A 15,938-nucleotide genomic window follows, 5' to 3' on the forward strand; every position below is an offset into this window, starting at 1 on the left:
AGGGGGAAGAAGGGTTCATCCCGAGCCGCCTACGGTCCACGGATGAGCAGCAGCCCGGAGACCTCGCCCCGCATCACCGGCGCAGACCAGGCGCGCCGGGAGGCACGTGACCGTGCCGCTGCGCGCATGCTGGCGCAGCGGCCCCCCGGGCGTTACGAGCCGTATCTGGACGGGCTGTTCACCTACTGCCTGTCCGTGCTGTGCGACCACGACACGGCGACCGCGGCCCTGGGTGAGGCCATCGCGCTCGCCGAGAAACGCCGCGGCCCCCAGGTGCCGGGGGACCGCCGCGCCTGGCTGTACGCGCTGGCCCGCTGGGCCTGTCTGCGCAAGCTGGCGGAGGCCAAGCAGAAACGTCAGGGCACGCACGCGGCGGGCCGGCACAGCACCGAGAAGCAGCGGCCGGCAGAGCCCCCCGTCGCCGACGAGACCCGGGAGCAGCGCCGCCGCGAACTCGCCCTGCTGGCCTGGCCGGAGGCCGCCGGCACCAGCCCGGAGCAGCGCGAGGCGCTCGAGCTCGCCGTACGCCACCACCTCGCCGCCCACGAGGTCGCCGCCGTACTGGGCCTGGGCCTCGCCACCGCGCGTGAACTGCTGGCCTCCGCCGCCTGCGAGGTGGAGCGCACGCGCGCGGCCCTCGCCGTCGTCGAGACCGGCGGCTGTCCGGACGTCGCCCGGCTCACCGGTGACAACCAGCTGGTGCTCAGCTCGGCCCTGCGCAAGGAGCTCGTCCGGCACGTCGACGACTGCCCGCGATGTCGCCGCAGCGCCGAGCGGGCGATCCCCGGCCGCTGGCCCGGCGCGATGATCACCCCCGCCGAGCTGCCCGTCCTCGAGGCGCCCCGTGCGGCCCTGCACATGGCGGTCACCCATCAGCCACGCGCGCGTGGCGGCGCTCTTCCCCGGTTCGACCGGCGCGGCTTCCCGATGGACCCCAAGGACCGCGCCGCCCGCCGCGACCGCCTACGCGCGCGTGCCGTCACGACGACGGTCGTCGCCACCGTGGTGGCGGCCCCCGTGTTCGCCCTGTGGGCCGCCTACCGGGGCTCACCGGCCGAGGCCACGGACGGCCGCTCCGCCACCGCCAGCGAGGCGCACGGCCCCGTCAGCCTCGGCGGCGAGGCCACCGGCGGCGGATACGAGAACGCCGGCAACGCAAGCAACCGGCCCGGCGGCCCCTTCGGGAGAGGCCACAGACGGCCCGACATCTCCGTGGAGGTCATCAGCGTCACCGGCATCAGCGGGAAGAGCGCCGGACACCTCCAGGTGTCGGCCGGCCACGACAGCGACACGACGCTCGTCACGCTCACCGCGACCGGACCCGCGCCCGTGCACTGGTCCGCATCGACGGGAGCCGCCTGGCTGTACCTCAGTCAGTCGTCGGGAACGCTCGCGCCCGGCGAATCGTTGACGATCAAGGTGTACGTCGACCACCTGCGCGAGCCGTCCGGCCCGTGGCACGGACAGGTGGCGGTCTCACCGTCCGGCGCCGTCGTCTCCATCGAGGGCTACGGCACCGCGCCCAGCCCGACCGCCCCCGGTCCGAGCAGCCCCGGCACCCCGCCGACCTCGTCCGCCCCGGAACCGACCCCGACCGCCTCGGACCCCACCCCGAGCGCCCCGCCCTCGTCCCCCGGCCAGGAGCCCACACCCACGGACTCCGCCCCGTCCGACCCGAAGGGTCCGACACCACCGCCCGCCGACAGCGGGAACCCGAGCCCTACGTCCTCGTGAGCAAAGGCCGGGTCAGTCGACCGGGTCCGCCGGATGCGGCGCCAGCAGCGGCAGCTGCGAGGCCAGCCGCTGCTCGCACAGCTCCACGAGACGGTCGTAGCCGGCCTTGCCCATCAGCTCGGTCAGCTCCGCCCGGTAGGACACGTACACCGGGTCGCCCGCGCCGTGCGCCGAGGTCGCCGACGTGCACCACCAGTGCAGGTCGTGGCCGCCCGGGCCCCAGCCCCGGCGGTCGTACTCGCCGATCGACACCTGCAGAACCCGGGTGTCGTCGGGCCGGTCGATCCAGTCGTACGTCCGCCGGACCGGCAGCTGCCAGCACACGTCCGGCTTGGTCTCCAGCGGCTCGCGGCCCTCCTTCAGGGCCAGGATGTGCAGCGAGCACCCCGCGCCGCCCGCGAACCCGGGCCGGTTCTGGAAGATGCAGGAGCCCTGGAAGGGACGGGTCTGGCGGTCGCCGTCCTCGTCCTCAGACACCCAGCCGTGCTCCCTGCCCTCGTCATGGTGCTGCCAGATGTCGGGCGTGAGCCTCGCCACATGCCCGGCGACGCGCTTCTCGTCGTCCTCGTCGGAGAAGTGGGCGCCCAGCGTGCAGCACCCGTCGTCCGCGCGGCCCGCCTGGATGCCCTGGCAGCCGCTGCCGAAGATGCAGTTCCAGCGAGAGGTGAGCCATGTCAGATCGCAGCGGAAGACCTGCTCGTCGTCCGCCGGATCAGGGAACTCCACCCACGCGCGCGCGAAGTCGAGGCCCTTCTCGTCCGCTTCCCTGGCCTTCTTCGACAGCTTCGCCGACTGCGCTGGCTTCACCTGAGAAGAACCCTTGGCGGACTTGTCGTTCTTCGCCCTTTTCGTCTTTGGCACAGGACCAGCGTACGGGTCTCACAGCGCCATCCCATACGGAGGACCGCCCAGGTGGCAGTAGCGTTCCGTACATGAGACTCGGTGTCCTCGACGTGGGATCGAACACGGTGCATCTGCTGGTGGTGGATGCGCACCCGGGCGCGCGCCCCCTGCCCGCGCATTCGCACAAGGCGGAACTGCGCCTTGCCCAACTGCTCGACGAGAGCGGAGCGGTCGGCCCCGAGGGGATCGACAAACTGATCGCCGTTGTCCGCGAGTGCCTGCAGGCCGCCGAGGACAAGGGCGCCGAGGACGTGCTCCCCTTCGCGACCTCCGCCGTGCGCGAGGCCAGCAACGCCGACGACGTCCTCGCGCGCGTGCAGGCCGAAACGGGCGTGGAGCTGCAGGTCCTCACCGGCGCGGAGGAGGCCCGGCTCACCTTCCTCGCCGCCCGCCGCTGGTTCGGCTGGTCCGCGGGCAAGCTGCTCGTCCTCGACATCGGCGGCGGTTCCCTGGAGATCGCCTACGGCATCGACGAGGAGCCCGACGCCGCCGTCTCCCTCCCGCTCGGCGCCGGCCGCCTCACCGCCGCCTGGCTCCCCGGCGACCCGCCGGACCCGGAGTCCATAAGGGCCCTGCGCCGCCACGTAAGGGCCCAGATCGCCCGCACGGTCGGCGAGTTCGCCCGCTTCGGCGCCCCGGATCACGTCGTGGCCACGTCCAAGACCTTCAAGCAGCTCGCTCGTATCGCGGGTGCGGCGAGGTCGACGGAGGGCCTCTACGTCCAGCGCGACCTGAAACGCGAGTCCCTGGAGGCCTGGGTTCCCCAGCTCGCAGGCATGTCGGTGGCCCAGCGTGCAGAGCTCCCAGGTGTGAGCGAGGGCCGAGCGGGCCAGCTGCTGGCGGGCGCCCTGGTGGCAGAGGGCGCGATGGACTTGTTCGGGGTGGAGAGCCTTGAGATCTGCCCGTGGGCACTCAGGGAGGGCGTGATCCTGCGTCGCCTTGACCATATGGGGTCGGTGTAGCGCCCCCGAAGGGGCGCGGGGAACTGCGCGACAAGCCGCCAGGAACCCGCACCCGCCTATGGCGAATGCCACAACGGCGAATAGGCGCGCGGCCCAACACCAAACGCACCCCGTAACCTGTCGGCATGGCGGAGCCAGTCTGCATCCCGGATGCCAAGGTCGCGCTGTCCACGGCCTCCGTGTACCCGGAGTCCACGGCGACGGCCTTCGAGATCGCCGCGCGCCTCGGGTACGACGGCGTCGAGGTCATGGTGTGGACCGACCCGGTCAGCCAGGACATCGAGGCGCTGCGCAGACTCAGCGACTACCACCGCATCCCGATCCTCGCCGTGCACGCCCCCTGCCTGCTCATCACGCAGCGCGTGTGGTCCACCGACCCGTGGACCAAGCTCCAGCGCGCCCAGGCGGCCGCCGAGAAGCTCGGGGCGACCACGGTCGTCGTCCACCCCCCGTTCCGCTGGCAGCGCCAGTACGCCCGTGACTTCGTCACCGGGATCTGGCGCATGGCGAACGAGACGGACGTGCGGTTCGCCGTCGAGAACATGTACCCCTGGCGCTACCGCGACCGCGAGATGCTCGCGTACGCCCCCGACTGGGACGTGACGAAGGAGGACTACCGTCACTTCACGATCGACCTCAGCCACAGCGCGACGGCCCGCTCCGACGCGATGCACATGGTCGACCGCATGGGCGACCGCCTCGGCCATGTCCACCTCGCCGACGGCAGGGGATCGGCCAAGGACGAGCACCTCGTCCCGGGCCGCGGCAACCAGCCCTGCGCCGAGCTGCTGGAACGTCTCGCCCTGACCGGTTTCGACGGTCACGTCGTCATCGAGGTCAACACCCGCCGTGCCATGTCCGGCGCCGAACGCGAGGCCGATCTGGCGGAGGCGCTGGCCTTCACCCGCCTCCACCTCGCCTCCGCGGTGAGGGTGCCCAGACCGTGACCGAGGCCCCCGACCCGACCGCTCGGCGCCGCGGCCGCCGTCCCCGTACGGAGTCCGCCGACACCCGCGACCGCATCCTGACCGTGGCCCGTGAGGAGTTCTCCGAGCGCGGGTACGAGAAGACGTCCGTACGGGGCATCGCGAAGGCGGCCGGAGTGGACTCGGCGCTGGTGCACCACTACTTCGGCACCAAGGAGCAGGTCTTCGAGGCCGCGATCGAGGTCGCCTTCGCGCCCGCGCTGAACGCGCCGGAGGCGCTCGCCGAAGGTCCGCTGGACGGCGTCGGCGAGCGGCTCACCCGCTTCATCTTCGGCATCTGGGAGAACCCCACCACCCGTACGCCCCTGCTGGCGATCGTGCGCTCCGCCGTCAACAACGAGGCCGCGGCCGCCGTCTTCCGCCGTCTGGTCGCCTCGCAGCTGCTGCGCCGCGTCGCTGCCCAGCTGGACCGGCCGGACGCGGAGCTGCGCGCCGAGCTGGCGGCCGCGCAGCTGGTGGGGTGCGCGATGCTGCGGTACGTGATCAAGGTGGAGCCGCTGGTGTCGGCGGACGTGGAGCAGATCATCGCGCGGGTGGCGCCCGTGGTGCAGGGGCATCTGACCGGGCCCTGACCCCCGACGCGAGGTCCACCGCCCTCTGAACGAGACGTGCATCCCGCATTCCGGACACAGTGTCCATCCCTTGGAGCAACGGGCGTACGCTCGACTAAGTCAGAACTCTCCGAAGGAGCGAGCGACGATGCCCGAGCTGAGGTCCCGCACAGTCACCCACGGCCGCAACATGGCGGGCGCCCGCGCCCTTATGCGCGCCTCCGGTGTACCCGGCGCGGACATCGGCCGCAAGCCGATCATCGCGGTCGCCAACTCCTTCACGGAGTTCGTGCCGGGCCACACCCATCTGCAGCCGGTCGGCCGGATCGTCAGCGAGGCGATCGTCGAGGCCGGCGGCATCCCGCGCGAGTTCAACACGATCGCCGTCGACGACGGCATCGCAATGGGCCACGGCGGCATGCTGTACTCCCTGCCCTCCCGCGACCTGATCGCGGACAGCGTGGAGTACATGGTCGAGGCGCACTGCGCCGACGCCCTGATCTGCATCTCCAACTGCGACAAGATCACCCCGGGCATGCTGAACGCGGCCCTGCGCCTGAACATCCCCACGGTCTTCGTCTCCGGCGGCCCGATGGAGTCCGGCCGGGCCACGCTGGTCGACGGCACGGTCCGCACGCTCGACCTGGTCGACGCGATCTCGGACGCCGTGAACGACAAGATCTCGGACGAGGACATCCTCCGTATCGAGGAGAACGCCTGTCCGACCTGCGGCTCCTGCTCCGGCATGTTCACCGCCAACTCGATGAACTGCCTGACCGAGGCCATCGGCCTCTCCCTCCCCGGCAACGGCTCGGTCCTGGCCACCCACACGGCCCGTAAGCAGCTGTACGTCGACGCGGCCCGCACCGTCATGGACATCACCCGGCGCTACTACGAGCAGGACGACGAGACGGTCCTGCCGCGCAACGTCGCCACCTTCGCGGCCTTCGAGAACGCGATGGCCCTGGACATCGCGATGGGCGGCTCGACGAACACGATCCTGCACCTGCTGGCGGCGGCCCAGGAGGCGGGTGTCCCGTTCGGCCTGGAGGAGATCAACGAGGTCTCGCGCCGGGTGCCGTGCCTCGCGAAGGTCGCCCCGAACGTCGCGAAGAACCGCACGTACTACATGGAGGACGTGCACCGCGCCGGCGGCATCCCGGCACTGCTGGGTGAACTGCACCGCGCCGGTCTCCTCAACGAGGACGTGCACGCGGTCCACAGCCCGTCCCTCGCGGACTGGCTGAAGACGTGGGACGTGCGCGGCGGCTCCCCGTCCCCGCAGGCGGTGGAACTGTGGCACGCGGCCCCCGGCTGTGTCCGCTCCGCCGAGGCCTTCTCCCAGTCCGAGCGCTGGGAGGCGCTGGACGAGGACGCGGCGGAGGGCTGCATCCGCTCCGCCGAGCACGCGTACTCGAAGGACGGCGGCCTCGCGGTCCTCAAGGGCAACCTCGCCGTCGACGGCTGCGTGGTCAAGACGGCCGGCGTCGACGAGTCGATCTGGACCTTCGAGGGCCCGGCGGTCGTCTGCGAGTCGCAGGAGGAGGCCGTCGAGAAGATCCTCAACAAGCAGGTGACCGACGGCGATGTCGTGGTCATCCGCTACGAGGGCCCCAAGGGCGGCCCGGGCATGCAGGAGATGCTCTACCCGACGTCCTTCCTCAAGGGCCGCGGCCTCGGCAAGACCTGCGCCCTGATCACGGACGGCCGCTTCTCCGGCGGCACCTCGGGCCTGTCGATCGGCCACGCGTCCCCGGAGGCCGCGTCCGGCGGCACGATCGCGCTCGTCGAGGACGGCGACCGCATCCGCATCGACATCCCGGGCCGCACGATCGAGCTCCTGGTCGACGACGCCGAGCTCGCCCGCCGCGAGCAGGCCCTGGGCGGCGTGTACGCGCCCAAGAACCGCGAGCGGAAGGTGTCGGCGGCGCTGCGGGCCTACGCGGCGATGGCGACCAGCGCGGACAAGGGCGCGGTGCGGGACGTTTCGAAGCTGGGCTGACGTTGTTCGTGCGGTAAGGGGCCGTCCCTTCGGGGCGGCCCCTTTCGCGTGCTCGTGCTACCAGGCCGCGGGATCGCGGGCGTCCACGGCGAAGACGGTCCCGTCGGGGGTGGTGGCGTAGACGTGGTCGTCGGCGAGGACGGGTGCGGGCACTGTGCCGACGACCTGGCCCGAGTTCGCACCCGGTCGTGCCGGGGTCTGCCCGACGAGCCGCCCGCCTGCGGCGTCGACTGCGAGCAGTCGCCCGTCGGCGGTCGTGAGGTACACGTGGTTGCCGTCGGCGACCGGTGCCGAGCCTCGGCTCACCGACGTCTCAAGGTGCCAGAGGCGCTTGCGCGCCTCCACGTCAACGGCGTCCAGCGCGCCGTCGGCGGCCAGGACATAGACGACGTTCCCGCGCACGGTCGCCCGGGCGTCGGGGCGGGCCACGGGGAGTGCCACGCGTCGCGACGACTTGGACGCCGGGGTGTATCGGACGACGGCGTCCGTGTCGCCGTAGACCCTGTTGGTGGAGAGGAAGAAGACGGAGCCGTCGCGGGCGCCGACGGGCTCCAGGTTTCCGCTCAGGCGTGCGTCCCAGCGCACGGTGCCGGTGGCCGGGTCGACGGCGGTGACGCGTGTGCTCGACCCGTCGGCGGAGGGGCTCGACGCATACGCCAGCCCGTCACTGATGAATGAGGCGAAGTACGGCAGGCTCTGGCCCGGTATCCGCCTGTTCCATTTCGTGTCGCCCGTCGCGCCGTCCACGCCGGCAACCGTGCCGTTGGGGCGGGTGAGCAGGAGCATCCCGCCGGCAGGCTGGATTGCATTGTGTGCCATCTTCCGCTGCCAACTCGCGCTGCCCGAGGCGGGATCGAGCGCTTCGAGCCGTGGGCCCTGGTCCAGTTGAGGCTGCACGAGACCACCTGCGAGGACTGGCGGCTTGCTTCTGCGCGTCGAAGCGACGGAGTGTCGCCACAGCAGGCTGCCGTCGGACGGATCGAGAGCGAAGACAAGCCCTGATCGGGCGCAGATCAACTGTCCTGCCCCAGGGGAACACTGGGGCGTGCCCCCGCTCGAGGAAACGGGCTTCGCCTCCCACCCTTCGAATGCGGTTGACGCTCGCGGCGCAGTCCCGCCCTTTGCGTGGTGACTGCCCGTGTTGAGGAAGGGGATCGAGGCGAGCGCGCCGACTGAGAGGAGGCCGACGCCGACAGCGGTCAGGACGCCCAGCCTGCGTGAGCGTCCTGCAGGTCGTCGTTCCGGTGTCTCGGGCGCGGGTCCGGGCACGTCGGCGGTTCGCTGTGCGGGTATGAACGCCTGGGTGTCGTACGAGGCTGAAACCGACCGCAGTTCGCGCATCAACTCGTCGGGCGTCGGTCGGTCTTCGGGCTCCTTGGCCAGGCAGCGCAGCACCAGTGGCGCGAGGTTCTCCGGTACTCCGGTCAGGTCCGGCTCGTCGTGCACGACCTGGTAGGCGACGACGTACGGGCTGTCGGAGTCGAATGGCCCGCGCCCCGTCGCCGCGTGCACCAGAACGGATCCGAGGGCGAACACGTCTGCCGCGGGGCCGACTTCCCGGGGTCGGCGGAACTGCTCGGGCGCCATGAAGGGCGGCGTGCCGATCAACTTCCCCGTCTCGGTGCGCAGTTCGCTGTCCTTTGGCCGAGAGATACCGAAGTCGATGACCTTCGGACCGTCCTCGGCGAGCAGCACATTGCTCGGCTTCAGATCCCGGTGCACGACCCCGACCCGGTGAATGTCGCGCAGCGCCTCGGCCAGTCCGGCCATCAGGCGGCGCAGCTGAGCCGGGGGCATGGGGCCATTCCGCTTCACGTGATCGGAGAGGGTCGGCCCAGGAATGAACAGCGTGGCCATCCAGGGCCGTTCGGCCTCGGGATCGGCGTCGACAACGGATGCGGTGAAGGCACCACTCACCCGGCGGGCAGCGGCCACCTCTTGCCGAAACCGTCCCCTGAACTCGGGATCCTTGGCGAATTCCGCGTGTACGACCTTCACCGCAAGCTTCATCCCCGAGGTGCTGCGGGCCAGGTGCACCACACCCATTCCACCTGATCCGAGGCATGACTCCAGACGGTAGTGACCGGCGTACTCGGGAAGTTCCGCTTCCGCGCCCGCTCCGGTGTTGTGCTGTGGCGCCATGGGACCACCCCCGTGCTGTTCGTCCGCGCGCGCGACGCACGGAGCCTAGTCGATGACTCGTACGAGGCAGAGGCGGCGTGCTAGCTTCCGCGTGCAAGATGCGCACATGTGTTTCATGGCGTGTTTTAGGGGAATCAATGGGTCCCCATGGCAGTCATGGGGACCAACGGGGGAGGATTTTCATGTCTGTTGACCGCGTAGAAGTGGCAGAGAGCGCCGAGGAGACCGAGGCCCTGACGGCCACCGCGACGGTCCGCTACTACTCGGTCGCGCCGGGCGTGCGACTCAACGTCCGCAGCGGCCCCGGCACGAGCTACGGCATCGTGCGCGTCCTGCCCGAGGGTGCGAAGGTGCCGATCTACTGCCAGACCCCTGGTACGTCGGTGACAGGCCCGTACGGCACGAGCAACATCTGGGACAACATCAGCAACGGCCAGTACGTCTCGGATGCATACGTACTCACCGGCAGCGACGGCTACGTCGCCGACCGGTGCGCCTGATCGGGCAAAGAGCAGAGGACTCTGATGACATCCCGAAGACGTAGATCCGTTCTGCTGGCGGGCGCTGCCGGTGCCCTGCTCATGGTGATGGGCTCGGCGGCCACCGCGAACGCGGCCACCGTGCGCTAGTACGACGTTGCGCCGGGCCTCCGGCTCAACGTCCGCAGTGGCCCGGGCACTCAGTACAGCATCGTCCGCATTCTGCCCGAGGGCGCGAAGGTGCCGATCTACTGCCAGACCCCGGGCACGACGGTCACCGGCTACTACGGCACGTCGAACATCTGGGACAACATCGACGACGGCCAGTTCGTCTCGGACACGAACGTCCACACCGGCAGCGACGGCTACATAGCCCCCCGCTGCGGCTGATCCCCGAAGGGAGCCCGCGCCCACCCCGGAGCCATAATCGTCCCGTGAGCGACGAAAACGGCACCCAGGACTCCGCGGGCTCCCCGGTCGGCCCCCGCCCAGAAGCCCTCCGCTTCTTCGGCACCACCTGGGTGAACCACGACAACGGGTACGGCCTCCGCCGGATCGGAGCAGCCGTCGGCTCGCTCGCCGCCGCAGTCGCCGCCTGCCTGGTCCTGCGCCTCGCCTACCAGGGCCTCCAACTCGCCGCCACCGGCGCCTTCGTGAGCGTCCTCGTCGTCGCCATGTTCGCGATCTGCAGCGCCCTCGCCTTCCGCAACACCTGGGACACCTTCACCCGTCGCCCCGACCCCGCCCGCCAGGCCTCCCTCCGCGGCCTCCTGGCCATCGGCTTCGTCGGCTCCCTCCTCGCGTACTTCTTCCGCTCCCTCACCGAGGCTCCGGGCGAGAACCTCCACCGCGGGGAGTACGAGGCAGCCCTCAAGCAGCACGAGAAGCGCACCACCCGCCGCACAGGCAACGCGTCGAAGAAGCGCCGCCACTCCTGAGCCCCGCTTCCGGATCAGCCCCGCTGCCGGTTCGGAACCCCGCGCTTTCTCGCCAAAAACTCGCTGCCCCCTGCACCCACCCCGCGCCACCATGGCCTCATGACCGCCTTCTCGCAGCCCACCCGCGCTCACTCCTTCAACGCCGCCGCAGCCCAGTACGCCGCCAACCGGCCCTCCTACCCACCGGCCCTCTTCGACGCCATCGAGGACCTGGCCGGCCGCCCTCTCCAGGGCGCCCGCGTCGCGGACATCGGCGCCGGCACGGGCATCGCGACCGCGCTCCTGGCCTCCCGCGGCGCGGACGTCGTCGCCGTGGAGCCCGGGGCCGGCATGGCGGTCGAGTTCCGCCGCGCCAACCCCGGCCTCCCGATCGTCCGGGGCAACGGCAACGAGCTGCCGCTCGCCACCGCCTCCGCCGACCTCCTCACCTACGCCCAGGCCTGGCACTGGACCAAGCCCGCCCGCTCGGTCCCGGAGGCCCTGCGCGTGCTGCGTCCGGGCGGAGCGCTGGCCCTGTGGTGGAACACCACCGACCTCGACGTCCCGTGGCTGGCTGCCCAAGCCGGCCGCCTGGAGCGCCACTTCGGCATCAAGCGCGAGATCGACAGGACCGGCAACGGAGCCACCAACGCTCTCGCCGACCCCACCGGCCGCCTCGACTTCACCCGCCGTCAGGTCCGCTGGAGCCGCCCGGTCACCATCGATACGCATCTCGCCAACATCGGCAGCCACTCGATGTTCCTCGTGCAGAGCGAGGAACGCCGGGCGGCCATCCTCGGCGACGAGCGCGACCACCTGCTCGCGTCCTTCCCGGACGGGCTCGTCGAGGAGGCCTACGTCGTCGAACTGCTCGTGGCCACGAACTCATGACCCCGCACGGCGGCCCACCCCTCCAGGGCCGCCGCACACGCATGGTCCACATGCCGCAGCCCTCCCAACTCCAGCCGCACCTCCCGGTCGTGCGGCAGCGCCTCCAACGCGTCCAGCAGCTTCGGCAGCCGCAGGAACGTCGCATGCCCCAGCACCCGTACGACGATCCCCGCCTCGCCCCGGTCCTCGGTCTCCACATGCACATGGCTGATGTCCCACGCCGTCTTCGCCACGGCCAGCGTCAGCCCCACCAACACCCCCTCCAACAAGTTCCCCAGTACGATCGCCCCAGCCGTCACCGCCAGCACCACGACCTCCCCGCGGTGCTCACGCCACAGCACCCGCGCCTCCCGCACCGGCACGAGCCTGCATCCGGCGTGCACCAGCAACGCGGCCAGCGCCGCCACCGGAATCAGCCCGAGCACCCCGGGCAGGACGACCGTGAACAGCAGCAGCCACACGCCGTGCAGCACCCGCGAGGCCTTGGTCCGTGCCCCCGCCTGCACGTTCGCAGCGCTCCGCACGATCACCGCCGTCATGGGCAGGGCCCCCAGCACCCCGCACACCGCGTTCCCCGCGCCCTGCGCCATCAGTTCACGGTCGAAGTCCGTCCGCGGCCCCCGGTGCAGCCGGTCCACCGCCGCCGCGCTGAACAACGACTCCGCCGACGCGATCAACGCGAACGCCACGACCGTTCCGATCACCCCCACTTCCGTAAGCCGCCCGAAGTCCGCCGCCTCCGGCACCCGAACCGCATCGACGAGCCCCTGCACCTCGACCCGCCGCACATCCAGACCGAACACCCCGGTCACCGCCGACACCACCGCCACCGCGACCAGCGGCGCAGGCACCACCCCCGCCCCCCTGCGCCAACGCGGCCACAGCAGCAATACGGCAATAGTGGCACCCGCCACTGACAACGCCCCCGGGTCCACTCGCCCGGGCAGCCACACCAGCCCGGCGATCTTCCCCGGCCCGCTCGTCGGCACGGCCGCATCGCCCATCGCATACACCTGCCCGGCGACCAGGAGCAGCCCGATCCCGGCGAGCATCCCCTGCACCACGGCCACGGACACGGCCCGGAACCACCGCCCGAGCCGCAGCGCCCCGAGCCCCAGCTGCAGCAGCCCGGCCCCGAACACCAGCACTCCGAGTGCCTGGACGCCGTACGTGTCGACGGCCTCGTAGACGAGCACCGTCAGTCCCGCCGCCGGCCCGCTCACCTGCAGGCTGCTGCCGGGCAGCGCCCCGGCGACCAGCCCGCCGACGATCCCGGTGACCAGCCCCAGCTCGGCGGGGACTCCGGAAGCCATGGCCACGCCCACACACAGCGGCAGTGCGACCAGGAAGACGACCAGCGAAGCGAACAGATCGGCCTTGCGTATGCGACAGCGCATGACAACAGCACCTCCGTCGGTGAGGGGGAGATGCGTGGGCGCCGAACCGGGGGAGGGTACGGCGAAGTGAAATCCATTGTCAGGAACGGGAGTTGGTTCCGCATCCGAATTCGCGTTTCCGGTCGGTGAACGCGGAGGCGTGCAAACCGGACTCTCCACTTCCGATCGCGCCGCCACGCGCCTGCGCCGCCGAACGCACCCCTCGGACATCACTTGACGACGCTGCTGCCCCGGAGCATTATTCATCGCATGATGAATTACTCCGAAGGCCGCTCCGCGGATCCCCCTGCTGCCACCGAGGTCCGTGCTCCCGCTGTCCGAGCCGAAGGCCTCACCGTGATCCGCGGCCCGCGCACCGTCCTGCGCGGCCTCGACTTCACCGTTCCGCGCGGCCAGATCACCGGCCTCCTCGGTCCTTCAGGCTGCGGCAAGTCGACCCTCATGCGCGCGATCGTCGGCACCCAGGCCAAGGTCACCGGCACCCTGGAGGTCCTGGGCAGCCCGGCCGGCCACCCCACCCTCCGCACCCGCATCGGCTACGTCACCCAGGCCCCCTCCGTCTACGACGACCTGACGGTCCGCCAGAACCTCGACTACTTCATGGCGATCCTCGCCCCGGGACGCTCCGCCTCGGACCGCCACCACGAGATCGACCGAACCCTCGCCGACGTCGACCTCACCTCCCACGCCGACGCCCTCGCCGGCAACCTCTCCGGCGGCCAGCGCAGCCGCGTCTCCCTGGCAGTCGCCCTGCTGGGCACCCCCGAACTCCTCGTCCTCGACGAACCCACCGTCGGCCTGGACCCGGTCCTCCGCCGCGACCTGTGGACCCTCTTCCACTCCATCGCCGCCGACCGCGGTGCAACCCTCCTCATCTCCTCACACGTCATGGACGAGGCCGAGCGCTGCCACCGCCTCCTGCTGATGCGCGAGGGCGAGATCCTGGCCGACGACACCCCCGACGCCCTGCGCACCCGCACCGGCTCCGAAACGGTCGAGGCGGCCTTCCTGCACCTGGTCGACGAGGCGGCCACCGCCGCCCGCGAGAAGGAGACCACCCGATGAGCACGACGACGACCACGACCGGTACGGCGACGACACCCACCCCCACCGGCGCCCTCAACGCCTCCCGCACCGCCGCCACCGCGGCCCGGGTCCTGCGCCAGCTCCGCCACGACCCGCGCACCATCGCGATGATGATCCTCATCCCCTGCGTGATGCTGTTCCTGCTCCGCTACGTCTTCGACGGCAGCCCGCGCACCTTCGACAACATCGGGGCATCACTCCTCGGCATCTTCCCCCTCATCACGATGTTCCTGGTCACGTCCATCGCCACCCTGCGCGAACGCACCTCGGGCACCCTCGAACGCCTCCTCGCCATGCCGCTGGGCAAGGGCGACCTGATCGCGGGCTACGCCCTCGCCTTCGGCACCCTCGCGATCATCCAGTCCGCCCTGGCCACGGGCCTCGCGGTCTGGTTCCTGGGCCTGGACGTCACGGGCAGCCCCTGGCTGCTCCTCCTGGTAGCCCTCCTGGACGCCCTCCTCGGCACAGCCCTCGGCCTCTTCGTCTCGGCCTTCGCGGCCTCCGAATTCCAGGCGGTCCAGTTCATGCCCGCCGTGATCTTCCCCCAGCTCCTCCTCTGCGGCCTCTTCACCCCTCGCGACAACATGCACCCGGCCCTGGAAGCGATCTCCGACGTCCTCCCCATGTCCTACGCCGTGGACGGCATGAACGAGGTCCTCAAACACACGGACATGACCGCCAACTTCGTCCGCGACGCCTTGATCGTGGCGGGCTGCGCCCTACTGGTACTGGGCCTGGGCGCCGCAACCCTGAGGCGCAGGACAGCGTGACTGCCCCCAGCGCCTCCTGAACGCCGGTGCGCACATTTCAGCCCGTCCGGCGTTTGAGGACGAGGCCGTTCAGGCCGACCGGGGTCCGGGGCTCTGCCCCGGCGGGGTGCAGGGGCAGAGCCCCTGGCCGGGTTGAAGGGGCAGCGCCCCTGGGGATGGGAACGGGTAAGGGCGGCGGGGGCGAAAAACCCCGACGGCACCCCACCCGCCGACATCCCGCCCACCGGACACCGAAGCCACCCACCCACCCCCGGTGCGACGATGGACCCCGGACGACGCACCCCCGGAGGGCACCCCAGCCATGACCCAGAAAGTCGCAGTCCTCGGCACCGGCAAGATCGGCGAAGCCCTGCTCAGCGGAATGATCCGCGGCGGCTGGGCCCCCGCCGACCTACTGGTCACCGCCCGCCGCCCGGAGCGAGCCGAAGAACTCCGCTCCCGCTACGGCGTCACCCCGGTCACCAACCCGGAAGCCGCCAAGACCGCCGACACCCTGATCCTCACGGTCAAGCCGCAGGACATGGGCACCCTCCTCGACGAACTCGCCCCCCACGTCCCCGCCGACCGCCTGGTCATCAGCGGAGCCGCCGGCATCACGACCGCCTCCATCGAGGACCGCCTGGCCACCGGCACCCCGGTCGTCCGCGTCATGACGAACACCCCCGCCCTCGTCGACGAGGCCATGTCCGTCATCTCCGCCGGCAGCCACGCCACCGCCGACCACCTCGCCCACGCCGAGGAGATCTTCGGCGCCGTCGGCAAGACACTCCGCGTCCCCGAGTCCCAGCAGGACGCCTGCACCGCCCTCTCCGGCTCAGGCCCGGCGTACTTCTTCTACCTGGTCGAAGCCATGACGGACGCCGGCATCCTGCTCGGCCTCCCCCGCGACAAGGCCCACGACCTGATCGTCCAGTCCGCGATCGGCGCCGCGACCATGCTCCGCGACAGCGGCGAACACCCGGTCAAGCTCCGCGAGAACGTCACGTCCCCCGCGGGCACGACCATCAACGCCATCCGCGAACTCGAGAACCACGGCGTCCGAGCCGCCCTCATCGCCGCCCTCGAAGCCGCCCGCGACCGCAGCCGCGAACTCGCCTCCGGCAAGAAGGACTGACTGC

At 71.1% G+C, this 15,938-nt stretch carries 14 protein-coding genes and 1 pseudogene; 12 read left to right on the forward strand and 3 right to left on the reverse strand.

The annotated features are described in order from the left end of the window. The first annotated feature begins 42 nt into the window (after positions 1–42). Entirely contained in the window at positions 43–1,734 is a 1,692-nt protein-coding gene (locus EDD92_RS26800) for a BACON domain-containing protein (RefSeq protein ID WP_123966708.1), read from the forward strand. A gap of 12 nt (positions 1,735–1,746) precedes the next feature. Here the strand turns inward: EDD92_RS26800 and EDD92_RS26805 are convergent, their stop codons facing one another. Beyond that, on the reverse strand, positions 1,747–2,595 hold the full coding sequence (locus EDD92_RS26805; RefSeq protein WP_123966711.1) for a hypothetical protein: 849 nt from the start codon (positions 2,593–2,595) through the stop codon (positions 1,747–1,749). A 71-nt stretch (positions 2,596–2,666) separates the two neighbouring features. On the opposite strand from EDD92_RS26805, the gene EDD92_RS26810 reads away from it, so the two are divergent. The 4 genes from EDD92_RS26810 to ilvD all read left to right on the forward strand — a co-directional run bounded on the left by EDD92_RS26810 (position 2,667) and on the right by ilvD (position 7,138). Continuing rightward, entirely contained in the window at positions 2,667–3,599 is a 933-nt protein-coding gene (locus EDD92_RS26810) for a Ppx/GppA phosphatase family protein (RefSeq protein WP_123966713.1), read from the forward strand. Positions 3,600–3,724: 125 nt separating this feature from the next. Further along, positions 3,725–4,546 carry a sugar phosphate isomerase/epimerase gene (locus EDD92_RS26815; RefSeq protein ID WP_030942693.1) on the forward strand — a complete coding sequence of 274 codons (822 nt, stop codon included), beginning with the start codon at positions 3,725–3,727 and terminating at the stop codon, positions 4,544–4,546. Then, positions 4,543–5,157, forward strand: coding sequence for a TetR/AcrR family transcriptional regulator (locus EDD92_RS26820; RefSeq protein WP_030942696.1), 615 nt, complete (start codon positions 4,543–4,545; stop codon positions 5,155–5,157). Before EDD92_RS26815 ends, EDD92_RS26820 begins: the two co-directional genes overlap by 4 nt. A 127-nt stretch (positions 5,158–5,284) precedes the next feature. Further along, positions 5,285–7,138: a dihydroxy-acid dehydratase gene (gene ilvD / locus EDD92_RS26825; protein ID WP_123966715.1), complete on the forward strand. Its 1,854-nt coding sequence runs from the start codon at positions 5,285–5,287 to the stop codon at positions 7,136–7,138. A 57-nt stretch (positions 7,139–7,195) separates the two neighbouring features. On the opposite strand, the gene EDD92_RS26830 is transcribed toward ilvD, so the two are convergent. Beyond that, on the reverse strand, positions 7,196–9,280 hold the full coding sequence (locus EDD92_RS26830) for a serine/threonine-protein kinase (protein ID WP_123966717.1): 2,085 nt from the start codon (positions 9,278–9,280) through the stop codon (positions 7,196–7,198). Positions 9,281–9,462: 182 nt separating this feature from the next. On the opposite strand from EDD92_RS26830, the gene EDD92_RS26835 reads away from it, so the two are divergent. From EDD92_RS26835 to EDD92_RS26850, 4 genes and pseudogenes are all read left to right on the forward strand, one after another. Then, on the forward strand, positions 9,463–9,780 hold the full coding sequence (locus EDD92_RS26835) for an SH3 domain-containing protein (RefSeq protein WP_123966719.1): 318 nt from the start codon (positions 9,463–9,465) through the stop codon (positions 9,778–9,780). Between the two features lie 129 nt (positions 9,781–9,909). After that, positions 9,910–10,149, forward strand: a pseudogene (locus tag EDD92_RS26840) (SH3 domain-containing protein); the annotation flags it as partial. 44 nt (positions 10,150–10,193) lie between these two features. After that, positions 10,194–10,697, forward strand: a complete 504-nt coding sequence (locus tag EDD92_RS26845; RefSeq protein WP_123966721.1) for an EamA/RhaT family transporter — start codon at positions 10,194–10,196, stop codon at positions 10,695–10,697. A gap of 99 nt (positions 10,698–10,796) precedes the next feature. Further along, complete coding sequence (locus EDD92_RS26850) at positions 10,797–11,567, forward strand: class I SAM-dependent methyltransferase (protein WP_123966723.1); 771 nt, start codon at positions 10,797–10,799, stop codon at positions 11,565–11,567. On the opposite strand, the gene EDD92_RS26855 is transcribed toward EDD92_RS26850, so the two are convergent. Then, the gene (locus tag EDD92_RS26855; protein WP_123966725.1) at positions 11,531–12,964 is read right to left on the reverse strand and encodes a SulP family inorganic anion transporter; all 1,434 of its coding nucleotides are present in this window, start codon (positions 12,962–12,964) and stop codon (positions 11,531–11,533) included. The genes EDD92_RS26850 and EDD92_RS26855 overlap by 37 nt on opposite strands. Positions 12,965–13,213: 249 nt before the next feature. On the opposite strand from EDD92_RS26855, the gene EDD92_RS26860 reads away from it, so the two are divergent. The 3 genes from EDD92_RS26860 to proC all read left to right on the forward strand — a co-directional run bounded on the left by EDD92_RS26860 (position 13,214) and on the right by proC (position 15,934). Next, a complete protein-coding gene (locus tag EDD92_RS26860) occupies positions 13,214–14,029 on the forward strand; it encodes an ABC transporter ATP-binding protein (protein ID WP_123966727.1) in 816 nt (271 codons plus the stop codon). Beyond that, positions 14,026–14,820, forward strand: a complete 795-nt coding sequence (locus EDD92_RS26865) for an ABC transporter permease (RefSeq protein WP_123966728.1) — start codon at positions 14,026–14,028, stop codon at positions 14,818–14,820. Before EDD92_RS26860 ends, EDD92_RS26865 begins: the two co-directional genes overlap by 4 nt. Before the next feature lie 301 nt (positions 14,821–15,121). Then, complete coding sequence (proC, locus tag EDD92_RS26870) at positions 15,122–15,934, forward strand: pyrroline-5-carboxylate reductase (protein ID WP_099930608.1); 813 nt, start codon at positions 15,122–15,124, stop codon at positions 15,932–15,934. The last annotated feature ends 4 nt before the right edge of the window (positions 15,935–15,938 follow it).

The organism is Streptomyces sp. TLI_185 (assembly GCF_003814765.1).
Taxonomy (GTDB): domain Bacteria; phylum Actinomycetota; class Actinomycetes; order Streptomycetales; family Streptomycetaceae; genus Streptomyces.

Coding starts and splice junctions, on each gene's coding strand:
- EDD92_RS26800 (WP_123966708.1), top strand. CDS start 43: ATGAGCAGCAGCCCGGAGACCTCGCCCCGCATCACCGGCGCAGACCAG.
- EDD92_RS26810 (WP_123966713.1), top strand. CDS start 2,667: ATGAGACTCGGTGTCCTCGACGTGGGATCGAACACGGTGCATCTGCTG.
- EDD92_RS26815 (WP_030942693.1), top strand. CDS start 3,725: ATGGCGGAGCCAGTCTGCATCCCGGATGCCAAGGTCGCGCTGTCCACG.
- ilvD (WP_123966715.1), top strand. CDS start 5,285: ATGCCCGAGCTGAGGTCCCGCACAGTCACCCACGGCCGCAACATGGCG.
- EDD92_RS26830 (WP_123966717.1), bottom strand. CDS start 9,280: ATGGCGCCACAGCACAACACCGGAGCGGGCGCGGAAGCGGAACTTCCC.
- EDD92_RS26835 (WP_123966719.1), top strand. CDS start 9,463: ATGTCTGTTGACCGCGTAGAAGTGGCAGAGAGCGCCGAGGAGACCGAG.
- EDD92_RS26850 (WP_123966723.1), top strand. CDS start 10,797: ATGACCGCCTTCTCGCAGCCCACCCGCGCTCACTCCTTCAACGCCGCC.
- EDD92_RS26855 (WP_123966725.1), bottom strand. CDS start 12,964: ATGCGCTGTCGCATACGCAAGGCCGATCTGTTCGCTTCGCTGGTCGTC.
- EDD92_RS26860 (WP_123966727.1), top strand. CDS start 13,214: ATGATGAATTACTCCGAAGGCCGCTCCGCGGATCCCCCTGCTGCCACC.
- EDD92_RS26865 (WP_123966728.1), top strand. CDS start 14,026: ATGAGCACGACGACGACCACGACCGGTACGGCGACGACACCCACCCCC.
- proC (WP_099930608.1), top strand. CDS start 15,122: ATGACCCAGAAAGTCGCAGTCCTCGGCACCGGCAAGATCGGCGAAGCC.